Here is a 14,615-nt window from a genome sequence, read left to right as displayed (position 1 = left end):
GCCAAGAAGCCCCACTCTCGGCCACATTCAGTTGAGGCGATGAGGGCCGGAAGCCCGAACACATCGTGCTAAGCCGTCCTCTAGAAAAAACTAGCTCAAAATATTGAGCTTGCCCAACGTCTCAATTGCAACCGTTTGAAAAATCTGATGTACTTAGCATAACTTCTAACAAGAGAAAAATTATGCTGCCACAAGAGGTTTACGATGTAGCCCAGAAAAAGGGGATGTCGCATTTCTTTCACGCTAATACGCTAGCTACTAGTGTAAGTCTTCTGAAACTAAATAGCCTTGCATCTAGGGGACACGTCGAGAATTTCGGACTTGCCCAGACGGGGCAATATACCGATGACCTCGATAAGAACCTAGGTGTTTGGAACGATGTTTTTCTTGACACTGTAGACATCCATCGTCGTGCTTCGCGCCGAAATCATTACGGCCCAGTTCTTTTTGTTTTCGACTCAAAAGTTATACTTTCAGCTTCTGACGTGCGGATTACCAAGACAAACCCTTCAAAATGGCAGATCAACACTCCAGTTGAGCAGCGCTATTTTACAAGTATCTCGGAGTTAGACGCCGACTGGCACGCCGGGAACTTTGATCAGATGATTACACTACAAGCACCCAACGGAGCCATCCCTCTCGACAGAAACTTTCTAAGCGTAATCATAGATGACCCTGCAACTGGAGATACGCCTAGCAAAGATTATATTTCGGCCGAGGAAGCAATCTCCAAGCTTACAGACCGTACGATCACACGCAGACAATGTTCATCATGGTGCAAGTGCAAAGAAAACTACCAGAGTAGCTGGATAACTTCAAAAATGTTCAGTATATGACGCGCTTTCCCTCTTCTGCGAGCACTGGCTTTCCAAAAGCAATTTTTCGATCGCTTTTGCAGAAATTGGTACGCCGTGGTCATACAGAACTATCTGAGAAAGTCGCTTTGACCCTCGCCAAAAATGGCGACTCAAAGTGGCTTCAGACCCGAGCAAGCGTAATCTTGTTTGAGGAGTGCTGGCCGCTAGTGCCGGTGGTAGCGTCACACACACCAACCATTGTCCTTATTAAAAAAGTTGCAGGGTCTAAAAAAAATAAGGATGCAGCGGGTCTAGGAAGCCTTGCTTACGAATACTCCACTGGAAATAAAAGTGCAGCAAAAGACTCTCCAGATAGTTTAGCCGTTAGAACGGTAGCTGCAGGACTGGAGAGACCTGACGCTTTCTTTAACTGGGTGGAGAGCAAGAGCTTAAGCCTTGAACAAAAGAAAGTTACAGCTTCAGCCCGAAGTATTTATAAACAAGCAAGCTGGCAATGGGATAAGGCATTCTGTATCGCAGCGTCCTATCTTGCGATGTCATCACTACCTATAGTCACCCCCTCGACTGCAGATGTTGAAAGCAGCTTCCCTACATGGGTAGCTATTGACAAACATACACCTGAGGGACGGGCCGCCATTCAACGCGCCGGAGCTAAACTCAAGATACCGCCCAAGCAACTTTCTTGGATCAGTTTTTACCTCGAAAGCGTAAAGGTTAATTATTTGGTTGATTCTCCATGGTGGGATGCCGAGAGGAAATGGCGATTTTTACAACTCGGAATCTCTGAAAGCTACGCTTCTGAGGTCTGGAATCAAGCCTCAGAAATAATTCAAGAAGAACTCCACCTGCAGACCTCAAGAATAAACAGCCTCATTAAAACGGGCAGCTAAAACTTTTACAAACAAGCTAACTCCAGCATCCTTCCAGAACCAATCTGCTGACAACTTCTTACTTGTTATAGCCGGACTGCACACCCTAATAAAAACATATCCAACCTCTCCACCAGCAGAACCCAGACCAATCAAGTTACTAACATCCGTAGTTGATACACCCACCCTTTCCAAATTTAAACTTACTGCTCTTTAAACTGAAATAGTTAGACGAAGGTTATAGGGTATTTTTTGAGATAGCGCTTTGCGCAAATTCTTTTATAACCAATTAAATCAATGATTTATGATACTTTTCGACTCCTGGTGCCACCATACGCAGTATCAAAGAAGGCTCACCGAAAGGTGGGCCTTCTTTGTTTGTGTGTTCGCTCCCCCGCCCCGCAATTACCCCAGGGGGAAGCAAGCGTGACCTGTCAGGCTGCCTTTCTGCTCCAACGTCTCCCAGCCCAGACAAGCCAACGCCAGTGAGCGTGGTACCGCTTCACGACCGCTACTGTAACGGCTGATACTGCGCGCACTGACGCCCAGTGCTTCGGCAGCCTGGTCGAGCCGCAGCCGCCAGCGAATGAATATCCGGGTGTTCTCATCCGGGGCGTTTTGGGCAAGCGCGTCCAGCAGTAGGGTGTCGGCACCGATCTGAATATCCAGCGCCGGCCATTCCACAGACCAGCCTCCATCCCCTAACGTTACGTCTTCGAACGCTTTGCGCTTAGCCAGTGGCGCCAACCCCGGATACGCTTTAAGCGCGTCGCTCATATCCAGGGTAAACCGCTGCCCATTGGTAAAAGTCAGCTCAAGGCTAGCGCCCGACCGAGGCTGAACCGCCCGCAGGCGGGGACGTTTCATCGATGCCATTTCATCCACTCCTTCTTGTGTCAGATAGCGCCCCTATCACCTCCAGCCAGTGATACTGCTCGGACCGACTTTCGCGATCACATGCCGATCGCAGAAACGATAAGTTGAAAACCTTACCGCAAGACGCAGCGCGCCTTGATTTCAATCAAGGCTGAAAGCGCTGGAAGGCATAGCTTGGGCTCAGCACCCCACTTGCGAGAATGGACGCTATGGCCAAGAAATTCCCCACCAACCCCAGCCACCCTGAACGCATCTGCTGGGGGTGCGACCTGTATTGCCCCGCCAAAGCGCTGGCCTGCGGCAATGGAGCCGATCGCACTATGCATCCGGTGGAGCTGTTCGGGGAGGACTGGGACCGTATGGAGGACCGGTTGGACAAGCCGGTTCGCGAGGTTCAGCAGGCGCAATCCAGCTGACTGCAGGAGGCTGCTTCGCGGCCCATCGCAGGCAAGCTGCCACCCACAACTCTCCCCTCGCAAATCGAACTGATCAAAAATGGCGGGGTTTGAGAGGTACACTGGGACTATCAGGAAGCTATAAGCAGCTTTACATAACCCCTAAAAGCCCCATACCACAGTGAGGGCGGAGGGGCTTTGGGTAAACGATTTAAAGTGTTCTTGCTGTGCTATCCATAGAGCGCCGTTAGGTTACACACACAGCGTTCAACGCTTTCATCAGACTGCACCATTCATAAAGAATTCAACAGGCACCTTAAAGAAATCAGCAAAGCCTTTTATTTGCCCAACCGTCATTTTTCTTTTGTTGTTCAGTATTTCAGAAACAGCACTTTGCGTTGCAATGCCAGACAAATCTTTTTGTTTAACGCCCCTGTCCGAAATCAGAAACGCGAGCGCTTCCGACTGAGAGGATTGAGGTATCAACACCGTTTCAGTTTCGTACTCGTACACGCGATCAGCGACCAGCTCCGCAAAACGTGCTGCTGCGTGATCTTCACTGTCCGCATGAGCGTAGAGCTCATCAATTAGCGCCATCCGCCCCTGCAGGTCATCATCATCTTCAATGGGATCATGACAGGCAGATAACAACTTGGACATTGTAGCTATCTGATCACTCAGCCCATCAAACATTGGTGAAATATTAGCTATGAAGGAATCTAGTCCATTGGCTTCGATCTTATCACGCTTCATCTGGTCACCTATAATTACATTGTACATAGATAGAGCCGGCCTTGTGATCATCTACTTAACATCACTTTTGCACCACTTGTCATATCCAGCGTGGGGCAGAATGTCCTTCATGTAAATGGTGCCGGTTCGTGTGTTGATCCACGCGATGATTCGACATTCATTTTTCTTGATATCGAAGACGTAGATATCAAGAGGTCCTTTTTTGCTCGTGTGTCTCAGCTTTGAGTGAGGAATGCGATCGACGTTCCATCCTGAGGCAGTGCCCCAAACATCACGAATTTGATCAAAGGACTCAAACCGAAGGGGCGGCCTGTCAAAGGTGGTCAGCCACAAGTTCAGTGGCTCTTTCCACTGGCTGTACGTTTCAATGGCTTGTGCAACCGCCGTCTTTGTTACCACTCGCATGTTTTTGGTTTCCGGCGTCCTTACATATACCGAAATTTATCGCACATACAGATATCTGTCAAACAGATATCTGTATGTGCGATAAACCCTCCTGGCAAGCTTGGACGGGCTTCAACCGCAACACCCTGCCTAGACGCTGATGCTTCGCCACTCACAACCAACGCTTCGGCAGCCTGCTCAATGCCATCCGATGCCGCAACCAGGCGACCCGCCTCCGTCAGAACGCCGTACTCACCGTCAACGACAGGTTCCGCGGATCCCCATAGATCGCCCCCGCGTAGAACCCGTAGCGGGTGTAGTAGTGCTTGTCGAACAGGTTATTGGCATTGAGGCTGACACTCGTATCGTCAGTCAGCTGGTACTTGGCCATGGCATTCCAGATCGCATACCCCGACCAGTTGACGTCGGTAGCACCTGTGCTAACACCATTGCTAGGCTGCCCAGCCGGGCTGGATACCGCGCGAATGTTGCTCTGCGCGGTAACCCCTGCGCCAAGGGTCAAGCGGTCCAGCAGGCCAGACAGTCGATACGTGGTCGAAGCCTTGAACAGGTGCGACGGGTCGCTGCGGCCATCACTGTCGATACGGCGGAAGTGCAGGTACGTGTAGCCCGCGTAAACGTTCCAGTTCGGGGTCAGTGCCCCGGCGATTTCCAGGTCGATGCCGTCGGTTTCCTGGCCAGAGCCAGCCTTGTAGGCGTCGTTACCGGTCGGTGTGGTCAGGTCGCCGTCCAGCACGGCCTTGTTTTCCTGCTTGGTGCGGAAGTACGCCGCCGAGGCATTCAGGCGGCCATCGAACCATTCGCCCTTGATGCCGGTTTCGTAGCTTTGCCCGCGAATCGGCTCGACCTTGCTGCCGCTGCTGGTCTCGGCGGTCTGCGGGGTGAAGATGTCGGTGTAGCTGGCGTATAGCGAGTAGGTGTCGTTGAGGTCGTACACCGCGCCCAGGTAGGGGGTGACGATGCCGTTTTCTTCCTGGCTGGTGCGCACGCCGGCATTGCTGCGGGTGATTGCGGAATAGTTGCTGGTGCGCACGCCGACGATCACCGACAGCGGGTCGGTGATGCTCAGGCGAGTAGCTGCATACATGCCCTGCAAGCGGGTGGTGGTCTTGCTGTGGCGGCCGGTGCGCGAGGCGATCATGTCGTAGTCGTCATCCACGCCATTGCGCCAGTCGGTCAGCGGCAAACCGTTGTTGGCGCGGAACTGGCAACCCAGCGCCGCAGCACTGACGCGGCCGTCGCTGACCATGTTGCAGGTGTATTCCGGTGACCAGGCCACGGTGCGGCTGTCGTTGTAACCGACCATCGCCTGATGGGTACGGCCGAACAGCTGGAACGGGCCGGACAGGTCGATCTGCGCCGACTGCTGGGTGGTGTCGCTGGCGCTGTGCAGGCCGTTGAGCACGGCGCCGCTGCCGTCCTGGTCCCAGTAGCCGCCGAAGGTGCCGCGGCCCGCCGAGTTGACCTTGGCCAGGCCGCGGTGGTTGAGGGCCTCGGCGGTGCTTTGGGCGGCCTTCAGGTCCAGCGTCCAGTCGTTGTCGAAGCGATGCTCGAGCGAGCCGAACGCCGTGCGGGTGGTGTACTCGCCAAAGCTCCAGCTGGGCACCACGTTGGTGCTGCGCGGCAGGTCGGTCTTGCTGCCGTCGCGGTACCAGATCGGGATGTTCGCACCCCAGCCGCCGCCGACGACCTTGTTGTATTCGTACTGGTAACCGGCACCCAGGGTGGTGGCGTCGTCGAGGTCGAATTCGAAGTTGGCCAGCGCAGCGCGGGCGCGCTCGGACTGATTGTCGCGGAACGAGTTGGCGTCCTGCTGGGTCATTACAAACCGCGAACGCAGGCGGCCGTCCTCGGACAATGGCAGGTTCAGGTCGGCGCCGAGGCGGCGTTTGTCCCAGCTGCCGTAGGTCGCATAAGCGCTGCCGCCGAAGGTCTTGGTCGGGGCCTTGCGGATCAGGTTGACGGTGGCCGAGGGGTCGCCGGTGCCGCCCAGCAGGCCGTTGGCGCCACGCACGATGTCGATGCGCTCGTACAGTTCCATGTTCAGCGCGTTACCACCGCCGCTGAAGTCGGAGCCACCCTGAAACTGCAGGCCATCGACCTTCCAGTTGCTGATCGAATAGCCTCGGGCCCGGTAGTCGGTGCGCCCGCCGACTTCGGCTTTGCTGGCCGTCACCCCTGGCGTGGTTTCCAGCGCCTGCTCGATGGTGTGGATGGCGCGGTCGTCCATCTGCTGGCGGGTAATGGTGGTTACCGACTGCGGCGTTTGCCGCGGCGTCAGCTTGAGGCCGGTTGAACTGCGGCTGCTCTCGACCGTGTACCCTAGCTGGCCGGCTTCATCGGCAGGCACCAGCGCGCTGTCCTCGATCTGCGTGGCATCCAGCTCCAGTGGCTTGCTGTCGGCAGCCATGGCGCTGCCGCTGATGGCCGCGGCGATGAAGAAGGCGAGCGGGGTGAGGTGACTTGCGCCTCGGCCGATGGAAGAGAAGTCGTTCATGATGCTCCGAGGTTTCATTTGGGAAGGTTTCGTATTCGCAGATGATTTTTTGTTACGATTCTAGGCATCCGCCCTTGGGGCTCCAGCCCCGGCTTGTACGGGGATGTAATTGAACGTAACGAGCGCCTCCGGCCCTCACCGAACAGGTGTTTTTAGCAATGAGTACAACGCTGCTGGTTGTCGACGATGACGACGAAATCCGCGAACTTCTCTGTGATTACCTGACAGATGCCGGTTACACCGTACTGGCTGCCGCTGATGGCGAGCAGATGCGTGAGCAACTGGCTGCGCACAAAGTGGAACTGGTGGTGCTGGACCTGATGCTGCCCGGCGAGGATGGCTTGAGCCTGTGCCGCCAGTTGCAAGCCACCCCTGGCCTGGCGGTGATCATGTTGTCTGCCAAAGGCAGCACGCTGGACCGCATCATTGGCCTGGAAGTGGGCGCGGACGACTACCTGGCCAAGCCCTTCGAGCCACGCGAGCTGATTGCCCGGATCAAGGCCGTGCTGCGTCGCCCCCAGCGCCTCGATACACCGGTGGCAAAACCGGCTGTCGAAGCGCAGCAATTTGCCGGTTTTCGCCTCGACCACGTGAAGCGCCTGCTCACCCGCCCGGACGGCGAGACACTGACCCTGCCCCGCTCCGATTACCGCGTGCTGCGTGAGCTGCTTGAAGCCAACAACCGTGTGGTGTCGCGCGATCATCTGACCCGCAGTGCGTTCGGCCGTGACCACCTGCCCGATGACCGCTCGGTAGACATGTGCGTCAGCCGCCTGCGCCAGCAACTGCGCCGCGCGCCGGGCGCCGTCGCGCAGATCCTCACCATCCGCAACGAAGGCTACCTGCTGAGCCTCGCCCGCAGCGAGGCGGATGCCTGAGGTGCGCTGGCTCCGCCGGCTGTGGCCGCGCACGCTGTTTGGCCAACTGCTGCTGATCATGGTCAGCGGCACGCTGGTGATCCAACTGATGTCGAGCAGCATCTGGTTCGATGTGCGTTTCGCGCAGGTGCTCGAAGCCCCGGTGCGGCTGATCGCCGCCCGCAGCGCGCCCCTGATTGCCAAGGCCGACTGCCATGCCGGCGCAGTGCGGGCGCCAGCCCATTATCAGCTGCGCTGTGCCGAGGCCTTGCCCGCGCAGGAAGGGGACGAACGCAGGGGGCGCAAACGCATCGAATTGCTGCTGCACCAGGCCCTCAAGTACGAAATTGGCCATGCTGTGGACGTGCGCCTGATGAAGGTGCAACTGACTGACGAACTGGGCCAGCCGATTGTCTGGCGCAGCCTGTTCGGCTTGCGCACGGCCCAGGCGCATATTCAGTTTGCCGTGCCGCTGGCCGATGGGCATTGGCTGACCATCGATGGCCAGGAGCTGCAGGGCTGGAGTGGCGAGTCTGCCTGGGCATTGATCAGCGACTACCTGCTGCGGGTGTATGCCCTGCGTATCGTTGCCGTGCTGCTGGTGTGCCTGCTGGCGGTGCGCCTGTGCCTGCGCCCGCTGCAGCGCCTGGCGGACGCAGCGCGAGGGCTGGGCAGCAACCTGGAGCAGCCGCCCTTGGCGCTGGATGGGCCGCAGGAAGTGCGCCAGGCGGCGCAGGCTTTCAATGCGATGCAGCAACGGTTGATTGCGATGGTCAACGACAAGGCCTACTTCCTCGCCGCCGTGTCCCACGATTTGCGTACCCCGTTGACCCGCATGCGCCTGCGCCTGGAGCGCCTGCCAGACGATGAGCAGCGCGAACGGCTGCGGCAGAACATCACGCAGATGGACGACATGATCGGCCAGGTACTCGACTACCTGCGCGCCGGCGAGCAGCAGAACCTGCAACAGGTGGACCTGGACCAGCTGGTGGCGCGCCAGTGCGCAGATTTGGCCACCGCCAGTGAGCCACTTCCCGTTGAGGGCCAGGCTGGCACCGTGCGGGTCGATGCATTGCTGCTGCAGCGGTGCCTGCAGAACCTGCTGGTCAATGCCTTGCGCTATGGCAAAGACGTTTCGGTCACGCTGGAGCGCGTGGCCACGGGGGTTTTTATCCACATCGATGACTGCGGGCCGGGGATTGCACCCGGCTTGATGGCGACGGTTACCGACCCGTTCGTGCGGGGGGAAGGGTCGCGCAATCAGGCGTCTGGCGGGTATGGCTTGGGGTTGAGCATCGCCCAGCGCATCGCGGCCAGTCATGGCGGCGAGTTGCTGCTGTACAACCGCGACGGCGGCGGCTTGCGGGCCAGTGTGCGGTTGCCCGAATGACCTGCCATCACGGCCTTGCGTCGCGAAAGGGTCGCGCAGGGCAAACCTGCGATCAGGTAACAGTCTTTTACCGATTCACCAGGTTTTCCGCAGCCTGCCTTTGCCTATCCTAGGCCCGGTCATCCTGCCTGCGATGGACCCATGAAACATTCACTGCCCAGCCGCTACGCCTGCCTCGTCACCTGCCTGCTGTTCACCTTCGCCAGCCTGCCGCTACTGCCCCAACAGGCCTGGCTCTGGCCGTTCACCGTGCTCACCGCCCTGCTCAGCCTGGTCGGCCTCAATGACCTGCGCCAGAGCCACCATGCGGTGCGGCGCAACTACCCGATCCTGGGCAACATCCGCTACCTGATCGAAACCATCCGCCCGGAAATCCGCCAATACCTGATCGAAGGCGACGACGACAAGCTGCCGTTCTCCCGCTCCCAGCGCTCGCTGGTGTACGCCCGGGCCAAGAATGAAAGCGCCGAAAAAGCCTTTGGCACACTCAACGATGCCTACAAGCCGGGCTTCGAATTCATCAGCCATTCGATGCTGCCGGTGGCCACCCCCGACCCTGCTTCGTTCCGCATCGCCATCGGCGGGCCGCAATGCCGGCTGCCCTACTCGGCCTCGATCTTCAACATCTCGGCCATGAGCTTCGGCGCCCTCAGCGCCAACGCCATCGCGGCCCTCAACCAGGGCGCACGCCTGGGCCGCTTTGCCCATGACACCGGTGAAGGCAGCATCAGCCCCTACCACCGCGAACATGGTGGCGACCTGATCTGGGAGATCGGCAGCGGTTACTTTGGCTGCCGTACCGAATAGGGCCTTTTCGACCCGCAACGCTTCGCCGAGCAAGCCCGCTCGGCGCAAGTGAAGATGATCGAGATCAAGCTCAGCCAGGGCGCCAAACCCGGCCACGGCGGCATCCTGCCAGGGCACAAGGTGAGCCCGGAAATCGCCGCGACCCGGGGCGTGCGCGAAGGCCAGGACTGCATTTCCCCGGCTGCGCACAGCGCCTTCCGCACGCCGGTCGAATTGCTCAAGTTCGTTGCCAGCCTGCGCGAACTGTCGGGCGGCAAGCCAGTGGGCTTCAAGTTCTGCCTGGGGCACCCGTGGGAGTTCATGGGCATTGCCAAAGCCATGCTGGCCACCGGCATCACCCCCGACTTCATCGTCGTCGACGGCAAGGAAGGTGGCACCGGCGCGGCACCACGCGAGTTCAGCGACAACATGGGCGTGCCCATGCGCGAAGGGCTGATGTTCGTGCACAACACCTTGGTCGGCCTGAACCTGCGTTCGAGCATCCGTATTGGCGCAGCGGGCAAGATCGTCAGCGCCTTCGATATCGCCAGCGTGCTGGCCATTGGTGCCGACTGGGTGAATTCGGCGCGCGGCTTCATGTTCGCCATCGGCTGCATCCAGTCGCAAAGCTGCCACACCAACAAGTGCCCGACCGGGGTTGCCACCCAAGACCCGCTACGCCAGCGCGCGCTGGTGGTACCGGACAAGGCCCAGCGCGTGGCCAGCTTTCATCGCAACACGCTGCACACCTTGGCCGAGATGCTGGCGGCCGCAGGGCTGGAGCACCCAAGCGAACTCAAGCCCAAGCACCTGGCACGGCGTGTCAGCGCCAGTGAAATCGGCTTGTTCTCGGATTTGCATACGTTTCTCAAGCCTGGCGAATTGCTCAGTGGCTCGATTGAAAGCGAGTTTTATGCGCGGATGTGGCGGATGGCGCGTAGCGACAGCTTTGCACCGGAGACGGGGGAAGTTGCAGGGGTGGCGGCAGCGCCGGCTATACGCCGCAAAGAAACAGCGCCGGCTTGAACAACCGGGGCTGCAAAGCAGCCCCAGCGGGATCAGATCAGAAGATGCTGATCGGGTACTCGACGAATACGCGGACTTCGTTGCCGTCGTCGTTGTAGCCGTTCTGCTGTACCGCATTGTTGGTACGCACGAACGAGCTACGCAGCTTGATCGACAGGTCCTTGGCCGGGCCGTCCTGAACCACGTAACGGATCTGGTTGAAGATCTCGCGCTCTTTACCTTCACCGAAACCTTGCGGGTTGGCGACGTTGCGGGTGTTGATGTTGTCACCCACCACGTAGGCCAGCTTGTAGGTCAGGCCCGGAACGCCATAGGCGCCGAAGTCCAGGCCGTAGCCCAGCTGCCAGGAGCGCTCGTCTTCGGCGTTGAAGTCGGACCAGTACGAGTTGGCCAGGTAGATGGTCGAACCACCGTCACCCACGCCACCGGCGTTCTGGTAGAAGCCGTAGTTGTAGCCGGTGCTGCCGGTGCTGCGCTGATGCGCGAGGGTGAACGAGTGGGCACCGTACGCGTAAGTGGCAGCCAGGCTCCAGATGGTGTTGGAGTCGCCGTTCAGGCCAGCGGCCTGGACGTACTGCTTGTCGATGTCCGACTTGTAGCCGTTGAAGTCCAGGGTCAGCGACTGGTCGCTGGCGATCGGGAAGACGTAGTTCAAGCCCAGGTAGTGCTTCTTCATCACGTCTTCGTTGTCTGCGGTGTACAGCGAAGCGGTGAAGTTGTCGGTGAACTTGTAGCTACCGCCGAAGACGTTGATCGACTTCAGGCCACCACCGTCACGACGCTCGGCGCTCTTGCGCGCTTCCTGGGTGAAGCGACCGGCGTTCAGCTCCAGGCCCTCGATCTCTTTCGAGGTCAGCAGGGTGCCGGTGAAGCTTTCTGGCAGCAGACGTGCATCGTCGTACTGCAGCACAGGCAGTGCCGGCATCTGGTCACCGTACTTCAGCACGGTGTTGGAGATGCGGAATTTCACGGCAGCGCCGCCACGGGCAAGGTTATGCGGCGAGCTGGCGTTGCCCTCGGCATTGGTGGTTTCGTGCGGTTTGAAGAAGTCGACGCCGCCACCACCGTTGTGGCCCTTGCCGCCGTCCAGACGCACGGCATACAGGCCGAATGCGTCGACGCCGACACCGACGGTGCCCTGGGTGAAACCGGAGGAGAAGTTGGCGATGACGCCTTGGCCCCATTCGATCTGGTCATCGGTACCGTGCTTCTTGTCACGGTTGATGTAGGCGTTGCGCAGCAGCACATTGGCGTGGCTGTCTTCGATGAAGCCCTTGCTGTCGGCCTGCTCATTGGCCTGTGCCTGGGTCGCGGCGATCATCGCCAAGGCGACCAGGCTGATCCTGGTTTTCAACATGTTATTTTCCTTATTTCTTAATCAAAAACGCTCTGCAATATGACGCCAGGAACCAACGCCCCTTCGTAGGTTCGACGCTATGCGGATCCAAACTGGAAGGCTTTGCCGGCAAGCGCACGGTGGCCTTCAACAGCAGCATGGCCATGTCATGGCCAGCAGGCGTTGGCCGAATCCTAGCGGTGTGCGATTACAAATGTCAAAAAATCGTGAAATGCAGGTTGATATAACCAAAATAACCGGCAAGTCTGGTGCATTTCCATGCCTGTTCGCGCTATCGGTGGGCAATTTTTCTCTTGTCAGGTAAGTCACCTGACGTTGTGGGAGCAATCTTGGGCCGGGGGATCATACAAAGTGCCTAGTTACAAAGTGATACATATGTAAAGACAACCCTTTACAAATACCCAAGCAACAGTAAATAGCAAGCATTACCATTCGCACCTTCTTTTCACCTGCCTCGGTCCGGATGTGTCCATGCTTGTACCCTGCCGCCTTTCCCCCCTGTCGCTGGGCCTGTCGCTGCTGTTCAGCGCCAGCCTCGCCAACGCCGCCACCACTACCCTGCCGGAACTGTCGGTCACCGCCGAAAGCGAGCGTGAACAGGACAACCCGCGGGTCAAGGAGGTGAGTACCGCGACGCGCACCTCGACGCCGGTGCGCTATGTACCCCAGGCCATCGACACGGTGAAAACCGCCAACGTGCTGGATTACGGCAGCAACACCTTGGGCAAGGCACTCGAGGGTATCCCCAACGTCAGCAGCGGCGCCGACACCCGTTTCGACAGCGTGCGCATCCGCGGCTTCGATGCCAGCAACGACTTCTATCTGGACGGTGTTCGCGATGACAGCCAGTACATTCGCGACCTCAACAACATCGAGCGTGTCGAAGTGCTCAAAGGGCCGGCCGCAGTGCTGTACGGCCGTGGCAGCCAGGGTGGCATCGTCAACCGCGTCAGCAAGGCGCCCGAGCACGGCCGCCGTTCGAGCATCGAGGCGCAAGGCGGCAGCCAAGACCTGCGCAGCCTGTACGCCGACCTGAGTGCCGACCCCAGCGACACCATCAGCCTGCGCCTGAACCTGGGCAACGAGGACAGCAACAGCTTCCGCGATGGCATCGATGGCAGCCGCCAACTGTTCGCGCCCTCGATGAGCTGGCAACTGACGCCGGACCTGAACTGGCTGGTGCAATACGAATACAGCCGCTACAACCGCACGCCCGACCGCGGCATCCCTGGCGTCAACGGCCGCCCGGCAGACGTAAGCCGCAGCACCACCTATGGCGATACCCAGCGCGACTACATCGACGACCGCGCCCAGTCGCTGCGCTCGCGGTTGAACTACCAGCTAAACGAAGCCTGGCAACTGCGCCACACCCTTGGCCTGTTCAAGCTCGACAGCGAGTTCGACAACACCTACGCCACGGGCTACAACGCCAGCAACAACACCGTCACCCGCCAGCGCTGGCAGCAAGACCTGAACACCCGCAACCTGTTCAACAACCTGGAAGCCGAGGGCGACTTCAACACCCTGGGGCTGGAGCACAAACTGCTGGTGGGCCTGGAGTTCGGCAGCCAACGGCGTGACCCGACCCTGTACACCGCCCCGACGGGTACGGTGCCGAGCCTGGACGTGGGCAACCCCAACCGTAACCTGCAGCACAATGGGCCGCTGCTGGTGTCGAGCAACAACCACACCGTTGTCGAAAGCCGTGGCCTGTACCTTCAGGACCAAGTCCGCCTGAACGATCAATGGCAAATCCTCGCGGGCGTGCGCTTCGACCAGTTCGAGGTGGAAACCACCAACAAGATCAAGGGCATTTCCGAGCCGCAGGACAGCAACACCACCAGCCCGCGCCTGGGTGTGGTGTATACGCCGTGGCGTGATCACTCGTTCTATGCGTCGTGGAGCAAGACCTTCTCGCCCGTGGGCGGTGGCCTGATCGGCATCACCCCGGGCGCGCCGGGCAACACCAACGACACCGGGCCAGAGATGACCCGGCAGAAGGAAATCGGGGTCAAGAGCGACTGGCTCGACCAGCGCCTGACCACCACCCTCGCGGTGTATGAACTGGAGCTGTACAACCGCCGCACGCGTGACGCCAACAACCCGGAAATCATTGTGCTCACCGGCTTGCAACGCTCGCGCGGCATCGAGCTGACCGCTACCGGCAACATCGTCGGCAACTGGTACGTGCGCGGGGGCATCGGCTTGCAGGATGCCACCATCGTCAAGGACAACAACAACCAGGAAGGCAACCGCATCAACGACGTGGCCAAGCGCAACGCCAGCCTGTTCGTGACCTGGAAGCCGGAGCTGGGCTGGTACGCCGAGACGGGGCTGACGCTGGTGGGTGACCGTTATGCCGACAACCAGAACACCACGGTAATGCCGGGTTATGGCCGCTGGGATGCGCTCGCCGGCTACCGCACGCACGATTGGGATGTGCGCGCGGCGTTGAACAACATTGCCGACAAGACCTACTACAGCTCGGCGACCAGCGCCGCGCAGATTCAACCGGGTGACCCGCGCAGCCTGGTGGTGACGAGCACTTACCGCTTCTGATGTTTACTGCCTGCACCGGTGTCAGGG

At 59.0% G+C, this 14,615-nt stretch carries 11 protein-coding genes and 1 pseudogene; 7 read left to right on the top strand and 5 right to left on the bottom strand.

Annotated features, from left to right (window positions below; translation table 11 throughout):
- Nucleotides 1–182: 182 nt before the first annotated feature.
- On the top strand, nucleotides 183–836 hold the full coding sequence (locus LOY26_RS01235) for a hypothetical protein (RefSeq protein WP_258714312.1): 654 nt from the start codon (nucleotides 183–185) through the stop codon (nucleotides 834–836).
- Nucleotides 833–1,708, top strand: a complete 876-nt coding sequence (locus LOY26_RS01230; RefSeq protein WP_258714311.1) for a hypothetical protein — start codon at nucleotides 833–835, stop codon at nucleotides 1,706–1,708. The genes LOY26_RS01235 and LOY26_RS01230 overlap by 4 nt, the downstream gene beginning before the upstream one ends.
- 384 nt (nucleotides 1,709–2,092) lie before the next feature.
- Here LOY26_RS01230 and LOY26_RS01225 read toward each other — a convergent pair whose 3' ends face one another.
- On the bottom strand, nucleotides 2,093–2,563 hold the full coding sequence (locus tag LOY26_RS01225) for a DUF2442 domain-containing protein (protein WP_258714310.1): 471 nt from the start codon (nucleotides 2,561–2,563) through the stop codon (nucleotides 2,093–2,095).
- A 209-nt stretch (nucleotides 2,564–2,772) separates the two neighbouring features.
- On the opposite strand from LOY26_RS01225, the gene LOY26_RS01220 reads away from it, so the two are divergent.
- Complete coding sequence (locus LOY26_RS01220) at nucleotides 2,773–2,979, top strand: DUF3079 domain-containing protein (protein WP_186661488.1); 207 nt, start codon at nucleotides 2,773–2,775, stop codon at nucleotides 2,977–2,979.
- Nucleotides 2,980–3,237: 258 nt separating this feature from the next.
- Here the strand turns inward: LOY26_RS01220 and LOY26_RS01215 are convergent, their stop codons facing one another.
- From LOY26_RS01215 to LOY26_RS01205, 3 genes are all read right to left on the bottom strand, one after another.
- Nucleotides 3,238–3,711 carry a type II toxin-antitoxin system HigA family antitoxin gene (locus tag LOY26_RS01215; RefSeq protein WP_186661486.1) on the bottom strand — a complete coding sequence of 158 codons (474 nt, stop codon included), beginning with the start codon at nucleotides 3,709–3,711 and terminating at the stop codon, nucleotides 3,238–3,240.
- 51 nt (nucleotides 3,712–3,762) lie between these two features.
- Nucleotides 3,763–4,116, bottom strand: coding sequence for a type II toxin-antitoxin system HigB family toxin (locus LOY26_RS01210; RefSeq protein ID WP_186661484.1), 354 nt, complete (start codon nucleotides 4,114–4,116; stop codon nucleotides 3,763–3,765).
- A gap of 217 nt (nucleotides 4,117–4,333) precedes the next feature.
- Nucleotides 4,334–6,631, bottom strand: coding sequence for a TonB-dependent siderophore receptor (locus tag LOY26_RS01205; RefSeq protein WP_258714309.1), 2,298 nt, complete (start codon nucleotides 6,629–6,631; stop codon nucleotides 4,334–4,336).
- A 140-nt stretch (nucleotides 6,632–6,771) separates the two neighbouring features.
- Here LOY26_RS01205 and LOY26_RS01200 point away from each other — a divergent pair, with 140 nt between their 5' ends.
- The 3 genes and pseudogenes from LOY26_RS01200 to LOY26_RS01190 all read left to right on the top strand — a co-directional run bounded on the left by LOY26_RS01200 (nucleotide 6,772) and on the right by LOY26_RS01190 (nucleotide 10,672).
- Nucleotides 6,772–7,491 (top strand): response regulator, encoded by a 720-nt coding sequence (locus LOY26_RS01200; RefSeq protein ID WP_186661480.1) that lies wholly within the window; start codon nucleotides 6,772–6,774, stop codon nucleotides 7,489–7,491.
- Nucleotides 7,484–8,860, top strand: coding sequence for an ATP-binding protein (locus LOY26_RS01195; protein ID WP_258714308.1), 1,377 nt, complete (start codon nucleotides 7,484–7,486; stop codon nucleotides 8,858–8,860). The genes LOY26_RS01200 and LOY26_RS01195 overlap by 8 nt, the downstream gene beginning before the upstream one ends.
- A 141-nt stretch (nucleotides 8,861–9,001) precedes the next feature.
- Nucleotides 9,002–10,672: pseudogene (locus LOY26_RS01190) on the top strand (FMN-binding glutamate synthase family protein).
- Nucleotides 10,673–10,709: 37 nt separating this feature from the next.
- On the opposite strand, the gene LOY26_RS01185 reads toward LOY26_RS01190, so the two are convergent.
- Entirely contained in the window at nucleotides 10,710–12,029 is a 1,320-nt protein-coding gene (locus tag LOY26_RS01185; protein WP_033703209.1) for an OprD family porin, read from the bottom strand.
- A 471-nt stretch (nucleotides 12,030–12,500) separates the two neighbouring features.
- Between LOY26_RS01185 and LOY26_RS01180 the strand changes: the two genes are divergently transcribed.
- A complete protein-coding gene (locus tag LOY26_RS01180; RefSeq protein WP_033703210.1) occupies nucleotides 12,501–14,588 on the top strand; it encodes a TonB-dependent siderophore receptor in 2,088 nt (695 codons plus the stop codon).
- The last annotated feature ends 27 nt before the right edge of the window (nucleotides 14,589–14,615 follow it).

The organism is Pseudomonas sp. B21-047, from assembly GCF_024748775.1.
In the GTDB taxonomy this organism is placed as follows: domain Bacteria; phylum Pseudomonadota; class Gammaproteobacteria; order Pseudomonadales; family Pseudomonadaceae; genus Aquipseudomonas; species Aquipseudomonas capeferrum.
This window is presented reverse-complemented; position numbering and strand designations above follow the sequence as displayed.

Bases quoted from the DNA above. Each gene is read 5' to 3' on its own strand.
- LOY26_RS01185 (WP_033703209.1), bottom strand. From the start codon at position 12,029: ATGTTGAAAACCAGGATCAGCCTGGTCGCCTTGGCGATGATCGCCGCG.
- LOY26_RS01195 (WP_258714308.1), top strand. From the start codon at position 7,484: ATGCCTGAGGTGCGCTGGCTCCGCCGGCTGTGGCCGCGCACGCTGTTT.
- LOY26_RS01235 (WP_258714312.1), top strand. From the start codon at position 183: ATGCTGCCACAAGAGGTTTACGATGTAGCCCAGAAAAAGGGGATGTCG.
- LOY26_RS01210 (WP_186661484.1), bottom strand. From the start codon at position 4,116: ATGCGAGTGGTAACAAAGACGGCGGTTGCACAAGCCATTGAAACGTAC.
- LOY26_RS01230 (WP_258714311.1), top strand. From the start codon at position 833: ATGACGCGCTTTCCCTCTTCTGCGAGCACTGGCTTTCCAAAAGCAATT.
- LOY26_RS01205 (WP_258714309.1), bottom strand. From the start codon at position 6,631: ATGAAACCTCGGAGCATCATGAACGACTTCTCTTCCATCGGCCGAGGC.
- LOY26_RS01220 (WP_186661488.1), top strand. From the start codon at position 2,773: ATGGCCAAGAAATTCCCCACCAACCCCAGCCACCCTGAACGCATCTGC.
- LOY26_RS01200 (WP_186661480.1), top strand. From the start codon at position 6,772: ATGAGTACAACGCTGCTGGTTGTCGACGATGACGACGAAATCCGCGAA.
- LOY26_RS01180 (WP_033703210.1), top strand. From the start codon at position 12,501: ATGCTTGTACCCTGCCGCCTTTCCCCCCTGTCGCTGGGCCTGTCGCTG.
- LOY26_RS01215 (WP_186661486.1), bottom strand. From the start codon at position 3,711: ATGAAGCGTGATAAGATCGAAGCCAATGGACTAGATTCCTTCATAGCT.
- LOY26_RS01225 (WP_258714310.1), bottom strand. From the start codon at position 2,563: ATGGCATCGATGAAACGTCCCCGCCTGCGGGCGGTTCAGCCTCGGTCG.